The sequence below is a fragment of the Pseudomonas sp. GW821-FHT01C01 genome, from assembly GCF_059422645.1.
Map to the genome: position 1 here is coordinate 1 of NZ_JBWKXF010000037.1, position 22,862 is coordinate 22,862.

At 59.0% G+C, this 22,862-nt stretch carries 21 protein-coding genes; 4 read left to right on the forward strand and 17 right to left on the reverse strand.

The annotated features are described in order from the left end of the window. Positions 1 to 172: 172 nt before the first annotated feature. The 3 genes from AC07XF_RS20205 to AC07XF_RS20215 form a co-directional block, all read right to left on the reverse strand. Entirely contained in the window at positions 173 to 2,203 is a 2,031-nt protein-coding gene (locus AC07XF_RS20205) for a 2Fe-2S iron-sulfur cluster-binding protein (protein ID WP_495027856.1), read from the reverse strand. A 63-nt stretch (positions 2,204 to 2,266) separates the two neighbouring features. Further along, complete coding sequence (locus AC07XF_RS20210; protein WP_495027857.1) at positions 2,267 to 2,893, reverse strand: glutathione S-transferase family protein; 627 nt, start codon at positions 2,891 to 2,893, stop codon at positions 2,267 to 2,269. A gap of 128 nt (positions 2,894 to 3,021) precedes the next feature. After that, positions 3,022 to 3,924, reverse strand: a complete 903-nt coding sequence (locus tag AC07XF_RS20215; RefSeq protein ID WP_495027858.1) for a LysR family transcriptional regulator — start codon at positions 3,922 to 3,924, stop codon at positions 3,022 to 3,024. Between the two features lie 596 nt (positions 3,925 to 4,520). Between AC07XF_RS20215 and AC07XF_RS20220 the strand changes: the two genes are divergently transcribed. The 4 genes from AC07XF_RS20220 to AC07XF_RS20235 are packed head-to-tail and all read left to right on the forward strand — an operon-like array spanning position 4,521 to position 9,330. Further along, positions 4,521 to 5,678 carry an AI-2E family transporter gene (locus AC07XF_RS20220; protein ID WP_495027859.1) on the forward strand — a complete coding sequence of 386 codons (1,158 nt, stop codon included), beginning with the start codon at positions 4,521 to 4,523 and terminating at the stop codon, positions 5,676 to 5,678. 14 nt (positions 5,679 to 5,692) lie between these two features. After that, positions 5,693 to 7,204 carry an efflux transporter outer membrane subunit gene (locus AC07XF_RS20225; protein ID WP_495027860.1) on the forward strand — a complete coding sequence of 504 codons (1,512 nt, stop codon included), beginning with the start codon at positions 5,693 to 5,695 and terminating at the stop codon, positions 7,202 to 7,204. After that, a complete protein-coding gene (locus AC07XF_RS20230; protein ID WP_495027861.1) occupies positions 7,197 to 8,315 on the forward strand; it encodes an HlyD family secretion protein in 1,119 nt (372 codons plus the stop codon). Before AC07XF_RS20225 ends, AC07XF_RS20230 begins: the two co-directional genes overlap by 8 nt. Then, entirely contained in the window at positions 8,305 to 9,330 is a 1,026-nt protein-coding gene (locus tag AC07XF_RS20235; RefSeq protein ID WP_495027862.1) for a DUF2955 domain-containing protein, read from the forward strand. The genes AC07XF_RS20230 and AC07XF_RS20235 overlap by 11 nt, the downstream gene beginning before the upstream one ends. Before the next feature lie 271 nt (positions 9,331 to 9,601). Here the strand turns inward: AC07XF_RS20235 and glmS are convergent, their stop codons facing one another. The 14 genes from glmS to AC07XF_RS20305 all read right to left on the reverse strand — a co-directional run bounded on the left by glmS (position 9,602) and on the right by AC07XF_RS20305 (position 22,853). Next, positions 9,602 to 11,434: a glutamine--fructose-6-phosphate transaminase (isomerizing) gene (gene glmS / locus AC07XF_RS20240; RefSeq protein ID WP_495027863.1), complete on the reverse strand. Its 1,833-nt coding sequence runs from the start codon at positions 11,432 to 11,434 to the stop codon at positions 9,602 to 9,604. Between the two features lies 1 nt (position 11,435). Next, the gene (locus AC07XF_RS20245) at positions 11,436 to 12,215 is read right to left on the reverse strand and encodes a DeoR/GlpR family DNA-binding transcription regulator (RefSeq protein ID WP_495027886.1); all 780 of its coding nucleotides are present in this window, start codon (positions 12,213 to 12,215) and stop codon (positions 11,436 to 11,438) included. A 214-nt stretch (positions 12,216 to 12,429) separates the two neighbouring features. Further along, positions 12,430 to 13,797, reverse strand: coding sequence for a bifunctional UDP-N-acetylglucosamine diphosphorylase/glucosamine-1-phosphate N-acetyltransferase GlmU (gene glmU / locus AC07XF_RS20250; protein ID WP_495027864.1), 1,368 nt, complete (start codon positions 13,795 to 13,797; stop codon positions 12,430 to 12,432). A 113-nt stretch (positions 13,798 to 13,910) separates the two neighbouring features. Then, positions 13,911 to 14,336 carry a F0F1 ATP synthase subunit epsilon gene (locus AC07XF_RS20255; RefSeq protein WP_007985046.1) on the reverse strand — a complete coding sequence of 142 codons (426 nt, stop codon included), beginning with the start codon at positions 14,334 to 14,336 and terminating at the stop codon, positions 13,911 to 13,913. Positions 14,337 to 14,381: 45 nt separating this feature from the next. Then, positions 14,382 to 15,758, reverse strand: a complete 1,377-nt coding sequence (atpD, locus tag AC07XF_RS20260; protein ID WP_495027865.1) for a F0F1 ATP synthase subunit beta — start codon at positions 15,756 to 15,758, stop codon at positions 14,382 to 14,384. A gap of 27 nt (positions 15,759 to 15,785) precedes the next feature. Then, positions 15,786 to 16,646, reverse strand: a complete 861-nt coding sequence (gene atpG, locus AC07XF_RS20265; RefSeq protein WP_007934344.1) for a F0F1 ATP synthase subunit gamma — start codon at positions 16,644 to 16,646, stop codon at positions 15,786 to 15,788. A 50-nt stretch (positions 16,647 to 16,696) separates the two neighbouring features. Then, a complete protein-coding gene (atpA, locus tag AC07XF_RS20270; RefSeq protein ID WP_007969905.1) occupies positions 16,697 to 18,241 on the reverse strand; it encodes a F0F1 ATP synthase subunit alpha in 1,545 nt (514 codons plus the stop codon). 21 nt (positions 18,242 to 18,262) lie between these two features. After that, on the reverse strand, positions 18,263 to 18,799 hold the full coding sequence (locus tag AC07XF_RS20275) for a F0F1 ATP synthase subunit delta (protein ID WP_007969904.1): 537 nt from the start codon (positions 18,797 to 18,799) through the stop codon (positions 18,263 to 18,265). A gap of 12 nt (positions 18,800 to 18,811) precedes the next feature. After that, complete coding sequence (locus AC07XF_RS20280; RefSeq protein ID WP_047535495.1) at positions 18,812 to 19,282, reverse strand: F0F1 ATP synthase subunit B; 471 nt, start codon at positions 19,280 to 19,282, stop codon at positions 18,812 to 18,814. Positions 19,283 to 19,340: 58 nt separating this feature from the next. Next, positions 19,341 to 19,598 carry a F0F1 ATP synthase subunit C gene (gene atpE, locus AC07XF_RS20285; RefSeq protein ID WP_003097235.1) on the reverse strand — a complete coding sequence of 86 codons (258 nt, stop codon included), beginning with the start codon at positions 19,596 to 19,598 and terminating at the stop codon, positions 19,341 to 19,343. A gap of 133 nt (positions 19,599 to 19,731) precedes the next feature. Continuing rightward, positions 19,732 to 20,601 (reverse strand): F0F1 ATP synthase subunit A, encoded by an 870-nt coding sequence (gene atpB / locus AC07XF_RS20290; RefSeq protein ID WP_495027866.1) that lies wholly within the window; start codon positions 20,599 to 20,601, stop codon positions 19,732 to 19,734. Between the two features lie 16 nt (positions 20,602 to 20,617). Further along, positions 20,618 to 21,025 (reverse strand): F0F1 ATP synthase subunit I, encoded by a 408-nt coding sequence (locus AC07XF_RS20295; protein ID WP_007985054.1) that lies wholly within the window; start codon positions 21,023 to 21,025, stop codon positions 20,618 to 20,620. A gap of 148 nt (positions 21,026 to 21,173) precedes the next feature. After that, positions 21,174 to 22,046 (reverse strand): ParB/RepB/Spo0J family partition protein, encoded by an 873-nt coding sequence (locus tag AC07XF_RS20300; RefSeq protein WP_495027867.1) that lies wholly within the window; start codon positions 22,044 to 22,046, stop codon positions 21,174 to 21,176. 9 nt (positions 22,047 to 22,055) lie between these two features. Beyond that, positions 22,056 to 22,853, reverse strand: coding sequence for a ParA family protein (locus AC07XF_RS20305; RefSeq protein ID WP_007969897.1), 798 nt, complete (start codon positions 22,851 to 22,853; stop codon positions 22,056 to 22,058). Positions 22,854 to 22,862: the final 9 nt, after the last annotated feature.

Below are 22,862 nucleotides of genomic sequence, written 5' to 3' on the forward strand. Positions count from 1 at the left end.
GGCGTCGTGTCAGTCAACATCAACGTTGCTGACACACTGCCTTCGCGAGCAAGCCCGCTCCCACAATGTCAGGGGCTTGACCGAATGGTCTTAGCCTCTGCGGCCCTTGTTCGTTTTGCCCCTACCCTACTCAGTCATCGAACGACGGACAATGTTCACCTGCAATCATCTGTCAGATATCGAGCACCAACGGCTGCGCCCCCTGCGCCGGAATCGCACAGCAAATCAGCACGTGTCCGTCATCCGGTACCTCCGCTGGCGGCAGTGGATAATGCACCTGACCGCTGATCAAACGCGTCTTGCAGGTGCCGCAGGAGCCGCCGCGACAACTGAATTCCGGACGCAGGCCCCGGCTCTCCGCCAACTCCAGCAAGCTGCCACCATCCGGCTGCCAGCGCGCCTCCTTGGCCGAGCGCTGGAACACCACGGGCACGGACATGGTGGCGGCTGGCGGTTGCTCGATGACCACCGCATCGGGGTCCGGACGCCGACGCAAGGTGGACGGGCCGAAGGTTTCGGCGTGAATCCGCGAATCGCGAATGTCCAGCTCGCGCAAGCCGTCGTACAGCGCCTGGGTAAAACTCCCGGGGCCACAGACGACAAAATCCAGCTGATCGTAATCCTCGACCGTCAGCAGATCCTTGAGCAGCGCGACGTCGATCCGTCCGCTCAGGTCGAAGTCCTCACCTTGCACCGCCTCGGCTTCCGGTTGGCTGAGCAAACGCACCACCCGCACCGCGTCACCGGCGTCTTCAAGCAAGCGATCCAGTTCGCGGCGAAACGGCTGGTCGGCCAGCGTGCGCGAACTCTGGATAAACCACGTCGGGCGGATACGGCGGGTGCGCAATCCCTGGTAAACCACCTCGCGCAGCATCGACAACAGCGGCGTGATGCCCACTCCGGCCGCCAGCAACACCAGTGGCCGACGCTCATGGGGTGCGACGGTGAAGTGCCCTTGCGGCGCACGCGCTTCCAACAGGTCGCCGACACGAATCTGCTCATGCAAATGCGTAGACACCCGCCCGTCACGCTTCACGCTGATGCGGAAAAAATCATCGGACGGAGCACTCGATAAACTGTACGTGCGGATGTGTACGTCGCCGTCAATATTGAAACGCAGGGGCAAATGCTGCCCGGCCTGGAACAGTGGCAACCCGGCTCCGTCGGCGGGCTCCAGGTAAATCGAGCGAATGTTGTGGCTTTGCGCTTCAATCCGCGCCACTCGCAACGGCCGCCATTGATCGCCCAGCGCTTTGGCCTGCAGACGCGCCTTGGCCTGCGCCCATGTGCCGGTGAGCAAACTGGTGGGTGAAACGCCGTCGAAACGCCAGCGCAACGCCAGTGCGGCAGGGCGGCGTACGACTTGCTCGACATCGATTGTCCACAGGCGCTCGGCCCCCTGGAACGCCTCGACCTGGGGACCTTCCAGAATGATTTCAGTGCGCCCGCTGAGCTGCAGCAAATCACCAGTATTGAAATCGATGAACAACAATCCGGCCCGGGGATTGAGCAGCAGGTTGCCCAAAGTATTGAAATGCAGGTTGCCGGCGAAATCCGGAATGGTCAGGCGATTCCCTTCCATGTGTACGAAACCGCTCTGACCGCCACGGTGAGAAACATCCACCGAGCGCTCGCCATCGACATCCACATAACTGGCAACGAAGAACGTGTCCGCCTCGGCAATCATGGCTTTGGCTGCATCATCCAGTTCATTGAAATGCTGGGCGACACGCGTCGAGGGGTCGGCCAGCGGCACCGAGTGAAACTGGCGCAACTGAATGTACTGCGGGCAATTGCCGAAGGACTGATCCACCGTCACCGCGAACCCGTCCGTGGTCATGGCGCGGACATGCCCATTGATGCGGTTGCGGCGGCGGGTGTGCAATTCGATGCCCAACAGGCCGATGGCCGAGCCGTCGCTCAACTGCGCGGGATCATCAAAGGCCGGCAGGCTGCGAAATTGCAGCAGGCCAGGGTCTGGCGAGTGGGCGAAACCGGGCTGGCCTTCAAGGATACTGGCCCAGGGATGACCGTCGGCATCCACCGCTCCGTACAGCATGAACGGCAATTGCTGATAGAACGTGCGGTGCTGGTCCGGCATCTCGCTGCGAATCACCTTACGACCGAAGACCTCCATTCGTTCGGCAACGCCCACATGCGCCTGCAGTTGTTTCTCGCCGGCATGCCAAGGTGAACGGTCCATACGGCTTCTCCCCTGCGCCAGTGGCGCAGAACGGGGCGGCCCGGCAACTCCGGGCCGCCAGCATCAGGCAGTTTTTTGCAGACCGGCGACGGTGCGCGGCATGCCGACAAAACCCGGCAAGGCTTCGATGCGGGCCAGCCAGGCGCGAATATTGGCGTACTCGTCCAGCGACACATTGCCCTCGGGCGCGTGGGCGATGTAGCTGTAGGCGGCGACGTCGGCAACCGTTGGTTCAGTACCGACCAGATACGGCGTATTGGCCAGTTCGTGATCGATCACTTTGAGCACGGTGTGGGCGTAGGCAATCACTTCTTCAGCGTTGTAAGGCGCGCCAAACACGGTGATCAATCTTGCCCGGGCAGGGCCGAATGCAATCGGACCGGCAGCCACCGACAACCAGCGCTGGACCTTGGCGGCCCCCACCGGATCCGTCGGCAGCCAGCGACCATTGCCGTACTTTTGCGCCAGATAAACCAGAATCGCGTTGGAATCGGCCAACACCACGCCTTGGTCATCAATCACCGGCACCTGACCGAATGCATTGAGCGCCAGGAACGCCGGTTGCTTGTGTTCGCCCTTGGCGAGATCAACGAAGATCAATTCGGTCGGCAATTTCAGCAGGGACAGCATCAACTCGACTCGATGAGCGTGGCCGGAACGTGGGAAGTTGTAGAGTTTGATCGCTTGCATGGTCGACACCTCGGGTCAGTGGTGCTGTTCAGGGGGAGAGCAGCGCCGATGAGGCGTATCTTCCACTCACAACCAAAACAACAGAATCACCAGCAAACGCAATCCATTATTTCAGTGGATGAAATAACTCAATGGTTGAGCGCCGGATGCTCGCGTAGCGTCTTTACCGCGAAATCAACAAAACTGCGCACCCGGGCCGGCGCTTTACGTCCGCCCTGATAAAACACATGGATGGGCAATGGCGGCAGTTCGAAGTCGGCCAGAATGATTTCCAGCTCTCCGGCAGCCACCTTGCTCGCGACTTGATAAGACAGTACCCGCGTGAATCCCAACCCCAAACTGGCTGCCGTGATGGCCGCCTGATTCGCCGTCACCACCAGCCGCGGTTCAGCCCGCACATTCAGGGTTTCGCCGTTTTCAATGAATGGCCAACTCCTGAGTTGACCAATGGCCGATGTCGCAATAATCGGCGCCTGGGCCAGTTCTTGTGGATGCCTGGGCCGACCATGGCTGGCCAGAAACTGTGGCGATGCGCAGATCACCCGCCGCACCTCGCCGACCCGGATCGCATGCTGATTGCTGTCAGGGAGTTCGCCAATGCGGATGGCCACATCGACACCTTCTTCGACCACGCTCACCACCCGGTCCACCAGCAGCGCGTTGATGCAGACCTCGGGGAACTGCGTCAGGTAGCTCACCATCAACGGTGTGACAAACAAATCTCCAAACAAAACCGGTGCGGTGATGGTCAGTTGCCCACGAGGATGGATATGGCTGCCTGCTGCCGAATCCTCCGCTTCCTGCACCTCGGCGAGAATTCTCCGACAGTCTTCCAGATATCGCTGACCGGCCTCACTCAAATGCACACTGCGTGTCGTACGTGTGAGCAGTTGCGTACCAATACGCTTCTCCAGCGCGGCCACCGCTCGGGTGACGCTGGCCGCCGACAGGCCCAAACGCCGCGCCGCCGCCGAAAACCCCTGCTCTTGGGCGACGGCAGCGAAGACCTGCATTTCCTGGAAGCGGTCCATGGGCATGTCCTCCTTTCGAATCAATAAAGTCGCAACAGTAGACAGGGATTTTTTGCGCAGGCGTTCAATAAGATAATGGGGTCCACGACCATCAGGTAAATCAATGGGCTACTGAACTCTAGCGTCTACACCGTGAAAACAATGTGAGTCTCAAACCCACGCACACTCGAAAAAACGCACCGGGAATTATTGATAATTATTGAGGATTATTATCTTGCGACGGGCGCAACTGTTCGCAATTATCCGGACCAGCCTGCTGCAACGGTTAATACCTGACAGGAAAAAACCAGCCATTGGCACTGCGTCAAACCCGTCTCCAGGTAAAGGCTCATCAGCAGGCACCATCAACTGCAGCACGATTCCGGTCTGCCTGAACAGGCGGAATACACGACTGCTCCTATACTACAAGCCACCCTGTCACCTACTGAGTTTTTGGTAGGCACCTCGTTGAAATTTTCCCTACTTGAAGTAAGGCATTATGGGTTGTTGACGCTTGGACGACTGTCCGTCGATCTTGCTTCAAGGGCTCACTTAGTAGGGAAAAGTTGAACTTCATATGGCTGGCTAACCTGAGTGACACAGCAAGGAGTTCGAAAATGTTGCGCACAAACATTTCCGCTAGAGCACTGTCCGGTGGTTTGCTCGATGTACTGATTCGCGCCGGGCTCATTACGGTGCTGGTACTGTTCTGCTTCCAGATCTTTCACCCCTTCCTCAACCTCATGCTCTGGGCACTGATTCTGGCCATCACCCTGTATCCACTGCATGCGCTCATCAAGCGCAAGCTGGTCAACAAGGACGGTCATGCCGCCACCCTGATCGTGGTGGTCGCCCTGGCCTTGCTGATGGTGCCGATCTACCTGCTGGGCACCTCGATCAGTGAGTCGATCCAGGGCACCCTGGCGATCCTCAAGTCCGATTCGCTGCAGATTCCGCTACCCAGCGAAAAAATCGCGTCCCTGCCGCTTATTGGCCAGCCGCTCTACGACTACTGGATGCAGGCCGCCACCAACATGAGCAGCGTGTTCATGAAGCTGATGCCCTATATCAAGTCCATCGGCCTGACCCTTTTGGGCAAAATGGCCGATGTTGGTGTGGGTTTTCTGTTGTTCATCGGCGCCCTGATCATTGCCGGCGTGTTTATGGCCTATGGCGAAAACGGCGAAAGAAGCGCCCTGGCCATCACCTCGCGCCTTTCCGGACCAGAGCGTGGCCCACGCATTACCGAGCTCTGCACGGCAACCATCCGCGCGGTCGCCCAGGGTGTGGTGGGTATCGCGTTCATTCAGATGTTGCTGGTAGGCGTGGGCTTCGTGCTCATGGGCGTCCCCGGTGCCGGTCTGCTGGCGATGGTTGCGCTGTTGATGGGGATCATGCAATTACCGGTGCTGCTGGTGACCCTTCCGGTGATCGCTTATGTCTTCGCCACCGATGGCACCACCTTGGGCACCATCGTGTTTGGCATCTACAGCCTGATTGCCGGGATGGCCGACAACGTCCTCAAGCCATTGATGCTGGGTCGTGGCGTCGACGTCCCGATGCCGGTGATTCTGATTGGCGCCCTGGGCGGCATGGTGAGCGGCGGCTTCATCGGTTTGTTCATCGGGCCGGTAGCGCTGGCGGTGGGCTACCAACTGTTCTGGCAATGGGTCCAGGACCAACCGTCGGCCGAGGTACTGAACGAGACGCCCCAGATCGACGCGGTGAACGAGACTCCGAAAATCGAGGCAATGAACGATCAGCGTCCCCTCTGAGGAGTTTGCGCTTGATGCCATGCCCTGCTCGCATCAGCCGGCTGCTGCTCTGCGGCACCGTCGTTCTGGGTGGCTGCGTGCAACTGGGCCCGGATTTCCAGTCACCGGCCCAGCCCTGGGTCGAACACTGGAACAGCCCGGCCCTGGAAATCGCCGGGCAAAAACGCGCGCAACCGGACAGCCGTCAATGGTGGCGCGTGTTCGACGACCCGGTGCTGGACCACTTGATCGCCGAAGCCGATGCCCACAACGCTGACCTGCTGGTTGCTGGCCTGCGGGTCATGGAGTCCCGCGCGCAACTGGGCATCGCCCTGAGTGGACGCTACCCGCAATTGCAGCAGGCCAGCGCCGACAGCCTCTACCTGAATCGTCGTCAATCGGGCGGCGCCAACCCTCAGGACACGCATTTCTGGCAATACAGCGCCGGTTTCGATATTGGTTGGGAGCTGGATTTCTGGGGGCGTTTCAGCCGTGCCATCGAGTCAGCCGACGCGTCCTGGTTTGCCGCCCAGGCCAACTATGAAAATGCTCTGGTGTTGTTGCACGCGCAACTGGCGCAAACCTACTACGCCCTGCGCACCGCCGAGGCGCGTCTGCAAATCGCCCGCAGTAACGCCGCATTGCAAAAACGCAGCTACGAGATCACCGAGCGTCTGTTCAAAAGCGGGGCCGAAGCCGAACTCGATCTGCAACAAGCCAAGACCCAGTACTTGGGCACCCTCAGTACCATCCCGGATTTCGAAAGCCAGGTGGCGAGCTTGCGTAATGCGCTGTCCACCCTGATCGGCCAGCCACCCGGCACGATCCCTGATCTTGATCGCTACACCGGGGTGGTGCCACTGCTCGATACCGCAGTCTTGCAGGATGTGCCTGCCAACCTGTTGGTGCGGCGCCCCGATGTTCGCGCTGCCGAGCTGCAAGTGGCGGCGCAGTCGGCGTTGATCGGCGTGGCCGAGACCGACCTGTACCCCTCCATCAGTCTGCTGGGCAGCATCGTCTGGTCCGCCAGCTCGCTCAACGGTGCGTCCAATACCCTCGACCTGGTGGCCGGCCCCAGTATGCGCTGGGACATCTTCGACCATGGCCGGATCACCAACAACGTCCGCGTGCAGGATGCCCGCTTGCAGCAATTGATCGTTATCTACCAGGACAGCGTGCGCCAGGCTGCACGCGAAGCCGACGATGCCGCGACCGGTTTGATCAAGGCGCTGGAGCGCGACCAAATCCTCAGCGATGCATCGGTGGCCGCCGAACGTTCTGTGACCCTGGCCAATGCCCAATACCGCGAAGGTTATTCGGATTTCCAGCGTGTGTTGGATGCCCAGCGCGCCCTGTTCGCCCAGCAAGATATCTACCTGGTCAACCGTGGCACCGCCGTCAACAGCTTGATCGCCCTGTACAAGGCCCTGGGCGGTGGCTGGTACAGCGACCGGCCGATGATCGACCCGGCCACCCGCCAACAGATGCAACAACGGACCGATTGGGGCGATTTGCTCGACGAACCGAAGGAAAGTGCCCATGACTGACAGCCCACAACCGGCCACCGAGAACACCTCGGCACCCGCCGCCGACCCGGCCAAAAAAGCGATCAACTGGGTGGTGCTGTTGATCATCCTGAGCCTGGTCTGGTACCTGCTGGCCGACCGCTACACACCCTACACGCAACAGGCGCGGGTGCAGGCCTTCGTGGTGCCGGTGGCGGCTGAAGTATCCGGCCGGGTGACCCAGGTGCACGTACGCAATAACCAGGACGTCAAAGCCGGCGAATTGCTGTTTGAAGTCAATCCAGAGCAGTACCAGATTGCCGTCGATCGCGCCCGTGCCGACCTTGAGTCAACCCGTCGCCAGGTGGGTGCCAACACCGCCGGCGTCGACTCCAAACAAGCGTCCCTGCGCGCGTCCCAGGCTAATGAACTCAAGGCACGCCAGGACATCCAGCGGCTCGAACGCCTGTACCGCGAAGACCCGGGCACCATCTCGCTGCGACGCCTGGAGATATCCCGCGCCACTCTGGAAGAGTCCATCAGCCAGGTCGCTGCAGCCAAGGCCGAAGTGCAACGGGCACGGGAACAACAGGGTGGTAACGAATCAGAAAACGCCCAGTTGCTCAGCGCCGCCAGCAACCTTGAAAAAGCCGAGCTGGATTTGAGCAATACGAAGGTCCACGCGCGTTCAGCCGGCCTGATCACCGATTTGCGCACCGATGTCGGCCAGTTCGCCGCCGCCGGTGCTCCGGTGATGACCCTGATCGCCATCCACGATGTCTGGATCAGCGCCGACATGACCGAAAACAACCTGGGAAGCGTCCAGCCCGGGACGCCGGTTTCCATCGTCCTTGACGCCCTGCCGGGGAAAATTTTCAAAGGCCATGTGCGCAGCGTCGGCTACGGCGTTGATGTCGGCCAGACCACCCAGCCGGGCAGCCTGCCGAAAGTGGAGAACAGCCGCGATTGGCTGCGCCCTGCTCAGCGATTTCCAGTCATCATCGAGTTCGAGCCCGGAGAGTTGACCAGCCCGCAAGGCATCCGGGCCGGCGGGCAGGCCGAAGTCATGGCCTTCCCGGGTGAAGGTAATCCGCTGAATGTTCTCGGTCGCCTGTTCCTGCGCCTGATGAGCTGGATGTCCTATGCGTATTGAGCGCCCGGCCCGCGTTCAGCGTGCCCTGCGCCTGGGCTTCGGCACCGCGCTGTGCCTGGCGGCGAGCTTTGGTCTGGCCCTGCCCATCCCGTTCCTCGCGCCGATGCTGGCGCTGATGATGCTGGCGGCGATGAACCGACCGTTGCCGTTCAAGGCCAGCCTGGGTCTGATCCTGATCCTGATGTTGACCACCGGGACCGGCCTGCTGCTCATTCCTCTGCTGCGTTACTACCCGCTTAGTGGCGTGTTGCTGGTCGGGCTGTGTCTGTTCATGGCGTTTGGTTATGGCCTGCGCGGCGGCAACCCGCTGGTGGCGACTTTCCTGGTGGTGGGCCTGACCTTGATCAGTTCCGCCGGAACCGCTGAATTCGCCCTGGCGCTCGAAGTGATCGTGGCCCTGGTCAAGGGACTGTTCCTGGCCGTCACGACGCTGACCATCAGCCATTGGCTGTTTCCCGACCCCGCCAGCGCCCCACCGGCCAAACCCGGCCCGAGCCTTACGCCCAGCGAAAGCAGCTGGCTGGCGCTACGGGCCACGCTGGTGGTGCTGCCAACGTTCCTGCTGGCCATGATCGACCCGGCCAGCTACCTGCCGATCATCATGAAAGCCGTCAGCCTCGGCCAACAGAGCTGCGCAACCAGCGCCCGCACCGCCGGCCAGGAATTGCTCGGCTCGACCCTGCTCGGCGGTCTGATGGCGATTCTCTTCTGGTGCGCGTTGAGCTTGTTCGTCAACCTGTGGATGTTCTTTCTGTGGATGTTGCTGTTCGGTTTGCTGGTGGCCAGAAAACTCTACGGCCTGGCCCGGACCCGGCAGAACCCTGGGTTCTGGCTCAATAGCCTGGCAACCCTGATCATTCTGCTCGGCCAATCGGTACAGGACAGTGCAGCGGGCAAGGATGTCTACACCGCCTTCGCCATCCGCATGGGCCTGTTCATCCTCGTCACCTTGTACGCCTGCGCCATGGTCTATCTGCTCGACACGCGGCGGCAACGTCGAATGACGTCCACCTAGAAACAACCCCCCCTGAGAAGGCAATGCCAGTCAGTTAAGCGGTAATGCGATCTGTAGCAGCTGCCGAGCCCGCGAGGCTGCGTTCGGCTGCGTAGCAGTCGTGAGTCCAGCTGACGCGGTCTGCCTGACATACCGCAATTACTGAATTTACGACTGCTTCGCAGCCGAACGCAGCCTCGCGGGCTCGGCAGCTGCTACAAAGGGTGTCGCAGCTGAAATTGCTTAACTGACTGGCCTTACCCTGTGAAGGGGGTTTTTCATTGTGGATAACTTATTCCACGGTGACCGACTTCGCCAGGTTGCGCGGCTGGTCAACGTCGGTGCCTTTGAGTACGGCGACGTAGTACGACAGCAGCTGCAGCGGGATGGTGTAGAGAATCGGCGACAAGATGTCGTGGATGTGCGGCATGTGCACCACGTGGGTGCCTTCACCGTTGGTCATGCCGGCCTTCTCGTCAGCGAAGACGATCAACTGGCCACCGCGGGCGCGAACTTCCTGAAGATTGGACTTCAACTTCTCCAGCAGCTCGTTGTTCGGCGCCACGGTCACCACCGGCATGTCGTTATCCACAAGCGCCAACGGGCCGTGTTTCAGCTCGCCGGCTGGATAGGCCTCGGCGTGGATGTAGGAGATTTCCTTGAGCTTGAGAGCCCCTTCCATCGCTACCGGGAACTGCGCGCCACGGCCAAGGAACAGCGTGTGGTGTTTCTCGGCGAACAGCTCGGAGATTTTTTCCACGGTACTGTCCATGGCCAGCGCTTCGCCCAGACGGGTTGGCAATCGACGCAGTTCTTCGACCAGCGTCGCTTCGACGCCTTTGGCCAAGGTGCCACGAACCTGGCCCAGGGACAGCGTCAGCAACAACAGGCCAACCAATTGCGTGGTGAAGGCTTTGGTCGAAGCCACACCGATTTCACGACCGGCCTGGGTCAACAGGGTCAGATCGGATTCACGCACCAGCGAGCTGATGCCGACGTTGCAGATCGCCAGGCTGGCGAGGTAACCCAGTTCCTTGGCGTTGCGCAGTGCAGCCAGGGTGTCGGCGGTCTCGCCGGACTGGGAAATGGTCACGAACAAGGTGTCCGCCTGCACCACCACCTTGCGGTAGCGGAATTCGCTGGCGACTTCGACCTGGCAAGGAATGCCGGCCAGCTCTTCGAGCCAGTAACGCGCGACCATGCCGGCGTGGTAGCTGGTGCCACACGCGACGATTTGTACGTTGCGCACTTTGGCGAACAGCTCGGCTGCCTGTGGACCGAATGCCTGTACCAGTACCTGGTTCTGGCTCAGGCGACCTTCCAGCGTGCGCTGCACAACGGACGGTTGCTCGTGGATTTCCTTGAGCATGAAGTGGCGGAACTCGCCCTTTTCAGCGGCTTCGGCACCGTCGCGATACTGCACGGCTTCGCGCTCGACAGCCTTGCCGTCAACATCCCAGATCTGCACGCTGTCGCGGCGGATTTCGGCGATATCGCCTTCTTCCAGGTACATGAAGCGGTCGGTGACCTGACGCAGGGCCAATTGGTCGGACGCCAGGAAGTTTTCCCCCAGGCCCAAGCCGATCACCAGCGGGCTGCCACTGCGGGCCGCAACCAGGCGATCCGGTTGCTGCGCGCTGATCACCGCCAGGCCGTAAGCACCGTGCAACTCTTTGACGGTCGCCTTGAGGGCCACGGTCAGATCGCGCAGATCCTTGAGCTTGTGGTTCAGCAGGTGGGCGATGACTTCAGTGTCGGTGTCCGAGGTGAACACATAGCCCAGGGCCTTGAGTTGTTCACGCAGGGCTTCGTGGTTTTCGATGATGCCGTTGTGCACCACCGCCAGGTCACCGGAGAAATGCGGGTGAGCATTACGCTCGCATGGCGCACCGTGGGTGGCCCAGCGCGTGTGGGCAATACCCAGTCGACCCGCCAACGACTCGGTGGCCAATGCCTGCTCCAGCTCACTGACCTTGCCCGGACGACGCAGGCGTTCGAGTTTTTCATCGTTGGTGTAGACCGCCACGCCAGCGCTGTCATACCCACGGTACTCGAGGCGTTTCAGGCCTTCGACGAGGATGGCGGTGATATTACGTTCTGCGACTGCGCCGACAATTCCACACATGCTATTTCTCCTGACTGACAGCCGCGCATATCAAATTGATGCCGCGGGCCTGAATCTGATCGCGAGCCTCAAGTGGCAGGCGTTCATCCGTAATAAGGGTATGGACACTGCTCCAGGGCAGCTCCAGGTTGGGAATCTTGCGGCCGATCTTGTCGGCCTCCACCATCACGACCACTTCGCGGGCGACTTCGGCCATGACCCGGCTCAGTCCGAGCAGTTCGTTGAAGGTGGTTGTACCGCGAACCAGATCGATGCCATCGGCCCCGATAAACAGCTGGTCGAAGTCGTAAGAGCGTAGAACCTGCTCGGCAACCTGCCCCTGAAAGGACTCGGAGTGCGGGTCCCAGGTACCCCCGGTCATCAACAGCACCGGTTCGTGCTCAAGTTCGCTCAGGGCATTGGCGACATGCAGCGAGTTGGTCATCACCACCAGACCGGGTTGTTGGCCGAGTTCCGGGATCATCGAGGCGGTGGTACTGCCACTGTCGATAATGATGCGCGCATGCTCGCGAATCCGCGTGACCGCGGCGCGAGCGATGGCTTGTTTGTACTTGGAAACCGGCTGGCCAAGGTCGGCCACCAGCTCCTGAGGCATGGTGATCGCCCCGCCGTAACGACGCAGCAACAGACCATTGCTTTCAAGCGCCGCCAGATCCTTGCGAATCGTCACTTCCGATGTTTCGAAGCGCTTGGCCAACTCATCCACACTGACTTCGCCCTGCTCATTGAGCAAGGCGAGGATGTTGTGACGACGTTGAGGTGTATTGCGCTTCGACATGATTTGGTAAGTTTCGATTCGAAAGATATCGGAAGCAATCAAAACCTATCGGCGAAACTTCGTCAAGCGTGTTGCGACAAAAAGATCTGTGGATAACCTGTAGGAGCGAGCTTGCTCGCGATGGACTTAAGGGCGCTGCTTTTATTCAGACTGACCTCGTCATCGTTGACGTCCATCGCGAGCGAGCTCGCTCCTACACAAGGGAGTTGTGGATAACTCAGCCCTTCTTGATCTTCTCCGGCCGCTTCCAGCCGTCGATATTCTTCTGACGAGCACGCCCGATGGCCAACTGGGATTTATCCACAGTCGAGGTAATCGTCGAACCGGCTGCAGTGGTCGCACCGGCCAGGATATCCACAGGCGCCACCAACGAGTTGTTGGAACCAATGAACACATCTTCGCCCAACACGGTTTTCCACTTGTTCGCGCCATCATAGTTACAGGTGATGGTACCGGCACCGATGTTGGTACGTGCGCCGACTTCGGCATCACCCAGATAAGTCAGGTGACCGGCCTTGGCGCCTTCGCCCATGTGAGCGTTTTTCAACTCGACGAAGTTACCCACATGCGCGCGGGCTTCCAGTACGGTGCCTGGACGCAGACGCGCGAACGGGCCGGCATCGCTGCCTTCACCCAGAATGGCGCCTTCGATATGGCTGTTGGCCTTGATGACCACGCCCTTGCGCAGGGTACTGTCCTTGATCACGCAGTTCGGACCAATCACCACGTCATCTTCAATGACGACCTTGCCTTCGAGGATCACGTTAATGTCGATCAGCACGTCGCGGCCTACTGTCACGTCTCCGCGCACGTCGAATCGTGCCGGGTCGCGCAGCGTCACACCTTGAGCCATCAAACGACGACCGGCGCGCAATTGATAATGCCGTTCCAGTTCGGACAGCTGCTTGCGGTCATTGGCGCCCTGCACTTCCATGGCGTCGTGCGGTTGCTCGGTGGCCACCACCAGACCATCGCTCACCGCCATGGCAATGATGTCGGTCAGGTAATACTCGCCCTGGGCGTTGTTATTGGAGAGTCGACTCATCCAGTCGCCAAGACGGGCAAACGGCAGCGCCAGAATGCCGGTATTGCCTTCCGTGATTTTGCGTTCGGCTTCATTGGCATCTTTCTGTTCGACAATGGCTGCAACCTTGCCAGCGGCATCACGAACAATACGGCCGTAACCGGTCGGGTCATCCAGTTCGACGGTGAGCAAGCCCAATTGCTGCGGCCCCACTTGCTTGAGCAGGCGCTGCAGGGTTTCGACCTCGATCAACGGCACGTCACCGTAGAGCACCAGCACCGTGTCGGACTGAATGAACGGCACGGCTTGAGCAACGGCGTGACCGGTACCCAACTGTTTATCCTGCAGGACGAAATTCAGATCATCCGCTGCCAGGCGGTCGCGCACGGCATCGGCGCCATGACCGATCACGACGTGGATGCGCTGTGGATCAAGTTGCCTGGCGCTGTGGATAACATGGCCGAGCATGGAGTTGCCGGCAATCGGGTGCAAAACTTTCGGCAAAGCGGAACGCATACGCGTGCCTTGGCCAGCAGCGAGAATAACGATTTCAAGAGACATAACTGGCTACCAATCCTGGGTGGTCAGCGGCTGCGACCGGGTTGTAAAAATCGGAAAAGAAAAAAGGGTAGCCGAGGCTACCCTTTTTAATCAATCACACAACAAATGCGGCCTTAGTGGCCGAACTTCTTGCGGATCTGCTGGACGGTGCGCAGCTGAGCTGCAGCCTCGGCCAGACGTGCGGCAGCAGAACCGTAATCGAATTCCGCGCCTCGCTCATGCAAGGCTTTCTCGGCAGCCTTAACGGCTTCCAAAGCTGCGGCTTCGTCCAGGTCGGCAGCACGTTGCACGGTGTCGGCAAGAACCTTGACCATGTTCGGCTGAACCTCGAGGAAACCACCGGAGATGTAATACACCTCCTCTTCCCCGCCCTGCTTGACCAGGCGGATCGGACCTGGCTTCAGATTAGTGATCAGCGGCGCGTGACCCAGGGCGATACCAAGATCACCCAGTGCACCGTGCGCAATCACCATCTCGACCAGACCGGAAAAGATTTCCCCTTCCGCGCTGACGATATCGCAATGGACTGTCATAGCCATCTGATTGCCTCAACCTAAATTAGCGCCCGTTGCCGGGCGCCGGGATTACAGTTTCTTGGCTTTCTCGATCGCTTCTTCGATGCCGCCAACCATGTAGAACGCTTGTTCTGGCAGGTGGTCGTAGTCACCGTTGAGGATGCCTTTGAAGCCAGCAATGGTGTCTTTCAGGGAAACGTATTTACCCGAAGCACCGGTGAAGACTTCAGCCACGAAGAACGGCTGCGACAAGAAGCGCTGGATCTTACGAGCACGGTTTACCAACTGCTTGTCGGCTTCCGACAGCTCGTCCATACCCAGGATCGCAATGATGTCCTTCAGTTCTTTGTAACGCTGCAGCACGTACTGAACACCGCGAGCGGTTTCGTAGTGGTCGTTGCCGATCACGTTCGGGTCCAGCTGACGCGAAGTCGAGTCCAGTGGGTCTACCGCTGGGTAGATACCCAGGGAAGCGATGTCACGGGACAGAACGACGGTGGCGTCCAAGTGGGCGAAGGTGGTCGCTGGCGACGGGTCGGTCAAGTCGTCCGCAGGTACGTATACCGCCTGGATCGAAGTAATCGAACCTTGCTTGGTCGAAGTGATGCGCTCTTGCAGCACGCCCATCTCTTCAGCCAGGGTCGGCTGGTAACCTACTGCAGAAGGCATACGGCCCAGCAGTGCGGATACTTCAGTACCGGCCAGGGTGTAACGATAGATGTTGTCGACGAACAGCAGAACGTCGTTACCTTCGTCACGGAACTTCTCGGCCATGGTCAGGCCGGTCAGGGCTACGCGCAGACGGTTTCCCGGCGGCTCGTTCATCTGACCGTAAACCAGTGCCACTTTGTCCAGAACGTTGGAGTCCTTCATCTCGTGGTAGAAGTCGTTACCCTCACGAGTACGCTCACCCACACCGGCGAACACGGAATAACCGCTGTGCTCGATGGCGATGTTACGGATCAGTTCCATCATGTTTACGGTCTTGCCTACACCGGCACCACCGAACAGACCGACTTTACCACCCTTGGCGAACGGGCAAACCAGGTCGATAACCTTGATGCCTGTTTCCAGCAGCTCGTTGCCACCGGCTTGTTCAGCGAAGGTTGGCGCAGGACGGTGAATGCCCCAGCGCTCTTCTTCGCCGATCGGGCCAGCTTCGTCGATCGGGTTGCCCAGTACGTCCATGATCCGGCCCAGGGTCGCTTTACCGACCGGTACGGAGATGGCTGCGCCAGTGTTTTTGACGTCCAGACCGCGCTTCAAGCCTTCGGTGGAGCCCATCGCAATGGTACGAACCACGCCGTCGCCCAGCTGCTGCTGAACTTCCAGAGTGGTTTCGGCGCCTTGAACTTTCAAGGCGTCGTAGATGCTCGGTACGCTGTCGCGTGGGAATTCCACGTCGATAACGGCGCCGATGATTTGAACGATACGTCCGCTACTCATAGCTGGATCCTCTGAATATTTGAACCGTTAAACCGCGGCAGCGCCGCCGACGATTTCCGAGATCTCTTGGGTGATCGCAGCCTGACGCGCCTTGTTGTAGACCAGCTGCAAATCGCTGATCAAATCACCGGCGTTGTCGGTAGCGTTCTTCATCGCGATCATCCGCGCAGCTTGTTCAGCCGCGTTGTTCTCGACCACCGCCTGGTAGACCTGCGACTCCACGTAACGGACCATCAAGCCGTCGAGCAGCTCCTTGGCATCCGGTTCGTAGAGATAGTCCCAGTGGTGCTTGAGTTCTTGATCCGGGGTTGCCACCAGTGGAATCAACTGCTCCACGGTAGGCTGTTGTGTCATGGTGTTGATGAACTTGTTGGACACCACGGACAGGCGGTCAATACGGCCGTCCAGGTAGGCATCCAGCATCACCTTGACGCTGCCGATCAGATCATTGATCGACGGCTCTTCACCCAGGTGGCTGATAGCTGCAACGACGTTACCGCCGAAGTTGCGGAAGAATGCCGCACCCTTGCTACCAACTACACACAGATCGATCTCGACGCCGTTTTCGCGGTTTACCGCCATGTCCTTGACCAAAGCCTTGAACAGGTTGGTGTTCAAGCCACCACACAGACCACGGTCACTGCTCACGACGACATAACCAACGCGCTTTACTTCACGGTCGATCATGAACGGGTGGCGATATTCCGGGTTAGCGTTGGCCAGATGGCCAATAACCTGGCGGATGCGCTCCGCATAAGGACGGCTAGCAGCCATGCGCATTTGTGCCTTGCGCATTTTGCTGACCGCCACTTTTTCCATGGCGCTGGTAATCTTTTGCGTGCTTTTGATGCTCGCAATCTTACTGCGAATCTCTTTTGCGCCTGCCATGTAACACCTATCAGGTTAGCAAGCGGGAGCCGCTAGGCTCCCGCTGCGGCTTACCAGGTTTGGGTGGCCTTGAACTTCTCGATACCGGCTTTCAGGCCGCCATCGATTTCGTCATTGAAGTCACCCTTCACGTTGATCTTCGCCATCAAGTCGGCGTGATCGCGGTTGAAGTAAGCAATCAGCGCTTGTTCGAAGCTGCCGATCTTGGCGATTTCAACGTCGGTCAGGAACCCACGCTCAGCGGCATACAGCGACAGCGACATGTCGGCGATCGACATTGGCGCGTATTGCTTCTGCTTCATCAGCTCGGTAACGCGCTGACCATGCTCAAGTTGCTTACGGGTCGCTTCGTCCAGGTCAGAAGCGAACTGGGCGAATGCCGCCAGTTCACGGTACTGAGCCAGAGCGGTACGGATACCACCGGACAGCTTCTTGATGATCTTGGTCTGAGCGGCACCACCCACACGGGATACCGAAACACCGGCGTTCACTGCAGGACGGATGCCCGAGTTGAACATGGCCGATTCCAGGAAGATCTGACCGTCGGTGATGGAAATCACGTTGGTCGGAACGAACGCGGAAACGTCGCCAGCCTGGGTTTCGATGATCGGCAGTGCGGTCAGGGAACCGGTTTTGCCGGTCACTGCGCCGTTGGTGAACTTCTCTACGTACTCTTCCGAAACGCGGGATGCGCGCTCCAGCAGACGGGAGTGGAGATAGAACACGTCGCCTGGGTAAGCTTCACGGCCTGGTGGACGGCGCAGCAGCAGGGAAATCTGGCGGTAAGCCACTGCTTGCTTGGACAGATCGTCATAAACGATCAGCGCGTCTTCACCGCGGTCGCGGAAGTATTCGCCCATGGTGCAACCGGAGTACGGTGCCAGGAACTGCAGTGCTGCAGATTCCGAAGCGCTCGCAGCAACGATGATGGTGTTAGCCAGTGCACCGTTTTCTTCCAGCTTGCGAACAACGTTGGCGATGGTCGATTGCTTCTGACCGATCGCTACGTAGACGCAGAAAATGCCGCTGTCTTTCTGGTTGATGATCGCGTCGATCGCCAGAGCGGTTTTACCGATCTGACGGTCACCGATGATCAGCTCACGCTGGCCACGGCCGACAGGGATCATGGCATCGACAGCCTTGTAGCCAGTCTGTACAGGCTGGTCTACCGACTTACGCCAGATCACGCCTGGAGCAACTTTCTCGACCGCGTCGGTCTCGGTGTTGTTCAGCGGACCTTTGCCGTCAACTGGGTTACCCAGTGCGTCGACTACGCGACCCAGCAGTTCCTTACCAACCGGAACTTCCAGGATGCGGCCGGTGCACTTGGCGCTCATGCCTTCAGCCAGAGTCTGGTATGCGCCCAATACAACGGCACCTACAGAGTCTTGCTCCAGGTTGAGGGCCATGCCGAAGACGCCGCCCGGAAACTCGATCATCTCGCCGTACATTACGTCGGCCAGACCGTGAATCCGCACGATGCCGTCAGATACGCTGACGACAGTGCCTTCGTTACGGGCTTGGGAGGTCACATCGAGCTTGTCGATGCGGCCCTTGATAATTTCACTTATTTCGGAAGGATTGAGTTGCTGCATTGCTCTGCTGCCCCTTCAAACTCAAGATTTCAATGCTTCGGCAAGTTTCGCGATTTTGCCGCGAATCGAGCCATCGATAACCAGGTCGCCGGCGCGGATGACAACACCCCCAATAAGGGATGAATCTTCCTCGACTTGCAGGCGCACTTCCCGGTTGAGTCGTGCACTGAGAACCTTGGCGAGTTTGTCTTGCTGTTCTTGGTTCAATGCGAAGGCACTGGTCACTTCAACGTCTACCGATTTCTCTTGCTCGGCCTTGTACAGGTCGAACAGAGCGGCGATCTCCGGCAACAGCGGGAGACGGTCGTTTTCGGCAACGACGTGAATGAAATTCTGTGCCTTTACATCAAACTTGTCGCCGCACACGTCAATGAACGTGGCGGCCTTTTCTGCGCTCGTCAGTCGCGGGGCCTTGAGCACGCGCTGCATGGTGTCGTCTTGCGACACCGCTGCTGCCAGGCCGAGCATGGCTGACCAATTGGCCAGTTGCTGGTGGGCCTGAGCGTGCTCGAAGGCCGCCTTAGCGTAAGGTCGGGCCAACGTGGTCAGTTCTGCCATGATCGCCCTCGCTTAGATTTCAGCAGCCAGTTGGTTAACCAGCTCTGCGTGCGCGTTTTGATCGATTGTGGCACCCAGGATCTTCGCAGCACCGCCAACGGCCAGGCTACCCACTTGGGCGCGCAGCGCGTCTTTGACGCTGTTCAGTTCCTGTTCGATCTCGGCCTGAGCCTGAGCCTTCACACGGTCAGCTTCGACGCGAGCCTGTTCACGGGCTTCGTCGACAATCTGGGTACCGCGTTTCTTGGCTTGCTCGATGATTTCAGCTGCCTGAGCTTTCGCTTCGCGCAGTTGCTGACCCGCTTTTTCTTGGGCCAACTCCAGGTCGCGAGCTGCTCGGCTGGCAGCGTCCAGACCATCAGCGATCTTCTTTTGACGTTCGTGCAGAGCCGTGATGACCGGAGGCCATACGAACTTCATGCAGAACAGTACAAAAATCAGGAACGCAACGGACTGGCCAATCAGGGTCGCATTAATGTTCACGCCAACACCTCGCAGTTACGTTGTCCATCACACCAAATTACCCGGAAGATCCGAGTAATTAGCCAGCGATTTGACCAACGAACGGGTTCGCAAAGGTGAAGAACAGAGCGATACCAACACCGATCATGGTTACGGCGTCGAGCAGACCGGCAACGATGAACATTTTAACTTGCAGCATTGGAACCATTTCTGGCTGACGCGCTGCGCCTTCCAGGAACTTGCCGCCCAGCAGGCCGAAACCAATTGCGGTACCCAGTGCGCCCAGGCCGATCAACAGTGCAACAGCGATAGCGGTTAGACCAACTACAGTTTCCATCTTTCCTCCCGACTTTTACGTCGTATGGTTTAGGTTTTTTAGATTAAAGCGGTAAAACAAATCGTTTCAGAGGCCCCGTGAAGAGCCCCTTCCCGTTTGACCGGGAAGGACATCAGACTAGTCGAGACTGGCCTTAATGGTTTTCTTCGTGCGCCATCGACAGGTAGACGATGGTCAGCATCATGAAGATGAACGCCTGCAGGGTGATGATCAGGATGTGGAACACAGCCCACGCCCACTGCAGAACAACGCCCAGGCCACTCAGCCAGAGCAGACCGCTGCCGAACATCACAGCAATCAGAATGAAGACCAGCTCGCCGGCGTACATGTTGCCGAACAGACGCAGAGCCAGGGAGATCGGCTTGGCGATCAGGGTCACGAATTCCAGCAGGAAGTTCACCGGAATCAGCAGAGCCTGAAGGAAAATGTTCTTGCTGCCGAACGGGTGCAGGGTCAGCTCACCGATGAAGCCGCCGATGCCCTTGATCTTGATGCTGTAGAAAATGATCAGCGCGAACACCGAGAAGGCCATGGCCAGAGTAGCGTTCGGGTCGGTAGTCGACACGGCACGGAACGGGATGTGGTGGTCGCCGGAGATCAGGATGGCCAGTTGAGGAATCCAGTCGACCGGTACCAGGTCGACGGCGTTCATCAGGAACACCCAGACGAAGATGGTCAACGCCAGTGGTGCAACCACCGGGCTACGGCCATGGAAGCTGTCTTTCACGCTGCCATCGACGAATTCGACCAATACTTCAACGAAGTTCTGCAAAGCACCAGGTACACCGGTAGTCGCTTTCTTGGCCGCCATGCGGAAAAGAAGAACGAAAAACAGACCCAATGCGACCGACCAGCCGAGGGTATCGACGTGGAAAGCCCAGAAGCCCATTTCTTTGGCTTCTGCTGCGGTGTGGGCAAAGCCCCAGCCGCCGGTAGGGAGCTGACCGAAGGTCAGGTTCTGCAAGTGGTGCTGGATATAGCCCGAAGCGGTTGTTTCTGCCATGGTTGCCTCAAACGCCCTAAGGTCTCGAAAGTCTTGTTCTCATCAACAGGGGAGCGAACCAGCTGACCAGTTGGGTCAGCACGAAGACGCCGAATACAGCCAGCGGCGCCAATGGCTTCACACCTGCAAACGTCAATGCAAAAAGCACCGCCGTCAAAATCAGTTTGCCCGCCTCGCCGGCATAAAATGACCGGACGATGGCTTGAGCTGCCCGGGCGCCGGAAAACCGAAATGCCCTATGAGCGAAATAAACATTGGGAAGCAAGGCTATCAGGCCTCCGCAAAGTCCCGAGTACCCGGCAACGACTCCATACCGTTGCCAGAGCGCCAAAGCGGCAATGAGCAGAACGACAAATTGAGCCATTAACACCGGAAAAACTGCCAGGCGATGGAACGGCAGGCGGTTTGGCGTGCGGGTTTCCATCACTTTTGCTCTCCAATGGTCGGCTGCCGAAATTCAATAACTTGGCATAATTTGTGCCGACAAAATGCGCGCAGAGTATAGGGGCGGTTCAGCCCCTATTCAACTGTCAGGTAGTGATTTCCGACTTCGCGCTACATGAGGAAATGTTTCAGCGGATATGTGCGAGTACGCCTTGAAGCTCATCCAGTGAGTTGTAACCAATCACCAACTGCCCTTTACCCTTCTTACCGTGGCGAATCTGCACCGCAGAGCCTAGGCGCTCGGCCAGGCGCTGCTCGAGACGGGCGATATCCGGGTCCGGTTTTGCCGGTTCAACAGGCTCCGGTTTGCCACTCAACCACTGGCGAACCAGTGCTTCAGTCTGACGCACGGTCAGCCCGCGTGCGACAACATGTCGCGCCCCTTCAACCTGTTGATTTTCCGGCAAACCGAGCAAAGCACGGGCATGACCCATTTCCAGGTCGCCGTGGGACAACATGGTCTTGATGACTTCCGGCAACGAAATCAGGCGCAGCAGGTTAGCCACGGTCACCCGGGACTTACCCACAGCCTCGGCCACCTGTTGCTGGGTCAGCTGGAACTCCTGCTGCAAACGCTGCAGGGCCACCGCTTCTTCAATCGGGTTCAGGTCTTCGCGCTGGATGTTCTCGATCAGCGCAATGGCGATCGCGGTTTCATCGGGTACATCGCGCACCATCGCCGGAATGGTTTCCTGCCCGGCTTGCTGGCTGGCGCGCCAGCGGCGTTCACCGGCAATGATTTCAAAGCGACCGCCGCCGATCGGGCGAACCACGATGGGCTGCATGACACCCTGGGCCCTGATCGACTGCGCCAGCTCTTCGAGCGCCTGCGGATCCATGTCACGACGCGGCTGGTATTTACCGCGCTGGAGCAGATCCAGGGGAAGGTGCTGCAGCTCACGCTGATCGGCTTGCGCCGCTTGTTCTTCCAGCGAGCTGACAGTCGGACCACTCAACAGAGCATCCAGTCCACGTCCGAGACCTCGTTTCTTGACGGCCATGGGGATTCCTTAAGTTGCCTGAGCGGCGGCGATGCGTGAGTTTTTGCGTTGACGACGAACCATTTCGCCCGCCAATGCCAGATAGGCAACGGCGCCCCGCGATGCTTTGTCGTACGCCAGCGCCGGCATGCCGTAACTTGGCGCTTCGGCCAGACGGATGTTGCGCGGAATGACGGTGTCGTAGAGCTGCTCGCCGAAGTGTTCCTTGAGCTGCGCCGAGACATCGTTCATCAGGCTCAGGCGCGGGTCGTACATCGTACGCAGCAGGCCTTCGACCTTGAGGTTCGGGTTCAGCAGTTCAGCGATACGCTTGATGTTATCCACAAGGTCGCTCAAGCCTTCGAGTGCGAAGTACTCGCACTGCATGGGGATAATGACCCCGTCGGCGGCAACCAGTGCGTTCAAAGTCAGCATCGACAGCGACGGTGGGCAGTCGATCAGGATGTAATCGTAGTTTTCCCGGATCGGCGCCAGCGCGCTGCGCAGACGGCTTTCCTTCATCTGCATTTCCAGCAGCACCACTTCGGCCGCGGTGAGGTCGCGGTTGGCCGGCAATAACTGGTAACCACCGTGTTCGGAGAAGTGCATGGCCTGGGCCAGATCACATTCGCCGATCAACAGGTCGTAGACCGAGTTTTCCAGGCCATGTTTATCCACACCGCTACCCATGGTGGCGTTGCCCTGTGGATCAAGGTCGATCAACAGCACCCGGCGCTTGGTCGCGACCAGGGATGCTGCGAGGTTGATGCAGGTGGTGGTTTTGCCCACGCCACCCTTTTGGTTCGCTATCGCGAATACCTTAGCCATTCTTGCTTG

Bases quoted from the DNA above. Each gene is read 5' to 3' on its own strand.
- AC07XF_RS20205 (WP_495027856.1), bottom strand. From the start codon at position 2,203: ATGGACCGTTCACCTTGGCATGCCGGCGAGAAACAACTGCAGGCGCAT.
- AC07XF_RS20210 (WP_495027857.1), bottom strand. From the start codon at position 2,893: ATGCAAGCGATCAAACTCTACAACTTCCCACGTTCCGGCCACGCTCAT.
- AC07XF_RS20215 (WP_495027858.1), bottom strand. From the start codon at position 3,924: ATGGACCGCTTCCAGGAAATGCAGGTCTTCGCTGCCGTCGCCCAAGAG.
- AC07XF_RS20220 (WP_495027859.1), top strand. From the start codon at position 4,521: ATGTTGCGCACAAACATTTCCGCTAGAGCACTGTCCGGTGGTTTGCTC.
- AC07XF_RS20225 (WP_495027860.1), top strand. From the start codon at position 5,693: ATGCCATGCCCTGCTCGCATCAGCCGGCTGCTGCTCTGCGGCACCGTC.
- AC07XF_RS20230 (WP_495027861.1), top strand. From the start codon at position 7,197: ATGACTGACAGCCCACAACCGGCCACCGAGAACACCTCGGCACCCGCC.
- AC07XF_RS20235 (WP_495027862.1), top strand. From the start codon at position 8,305: ATGCGTATTGAGCGCCCGGCCCGCGTTCAGCGTGCCCTGCGCCTGGGC.
- glmS (WP_495027863.1), bottom strand. From the start codon at position 11,434: ATGTGTGGAATTGTCGGCGCAGTCGCAGAACGTAATATCACCGCCATC.
- glmU (WP_495027864.1), bottom strand. From the start codon at position 13,797: ATGTCTCTTGAAATCGTTATTCTCGCTGCTGGCCAAGGCACGCGTATG.
- AC07XF_RS20255 (WP_007985046.1), bottom strand. From the start codon at position 14,336: ATGGCTATGACAGTCCATTGCGATATCGTCAGCGCGGAAGGGGAAATC.
- atpD (WP_495027865.1), bottom strand. From the start codon at position 15,758: ATGAGTAGCGGACGTATCGTTCAAATCATCGGCGCCGTTATCGACGTG.
- atpG (WP_007934344.1), bottom strand. From the start codon at position 16,646: ATGGCAGGCGCAAAAGAGATTCGCAGTAAGATTGCGAGCATCAAAAGC.
- atpA (WP_007969905.1), bottom strand. From the start codon at position 18,241: ATGCAGCAACTCAATCCTTCCGAAATAAGTGAAATTATCAAGGGCCGC.
- AC07XF_RS20275 (WP_007969904.1), bottom strand. From the start codon at position 18,799: ATGGCAGAACTGACCACGTTGGCCCGACCTTACGCTAAGGCGGCCTTC.
- atpE (WP_003097235.1), bottom strand. From the start codon at position 19,598: ATGGAAACTGTAGTTGGTCTAACCGCTATCGCTGTTGCACTGTTGATC.
- atpB (WP_495027866.1), bottom strand. From the start codon at position 20,601: ATGGCAGAAACAACCGCTTCGGGCTATATCCAGCACCACTTGCAGAAC.
- AC07XF_RS20295 (WP_007985054.1), bottom strand. From the start codon at position 21,025: ATGGAAACCCGCACGCCAAACCGCCTGCCGTTCCATCGCCTGGCAGTT.
- AC07XF_RS20300 (WP_495027867.1), bottom strand. From the start codon at position 22,046: ATGGCCGTCAAGAAACGAGGTCTCGGACGTGGACTGGATGCTCTGTTG.
- AC07XF_RS20305 (WP_007969897.1), bottom strand. From the start codon at position 22,853: ATGGCTAAGGTATTCGCGATAGCGAACCAAAAGGGTGGCGTGGGCAAA.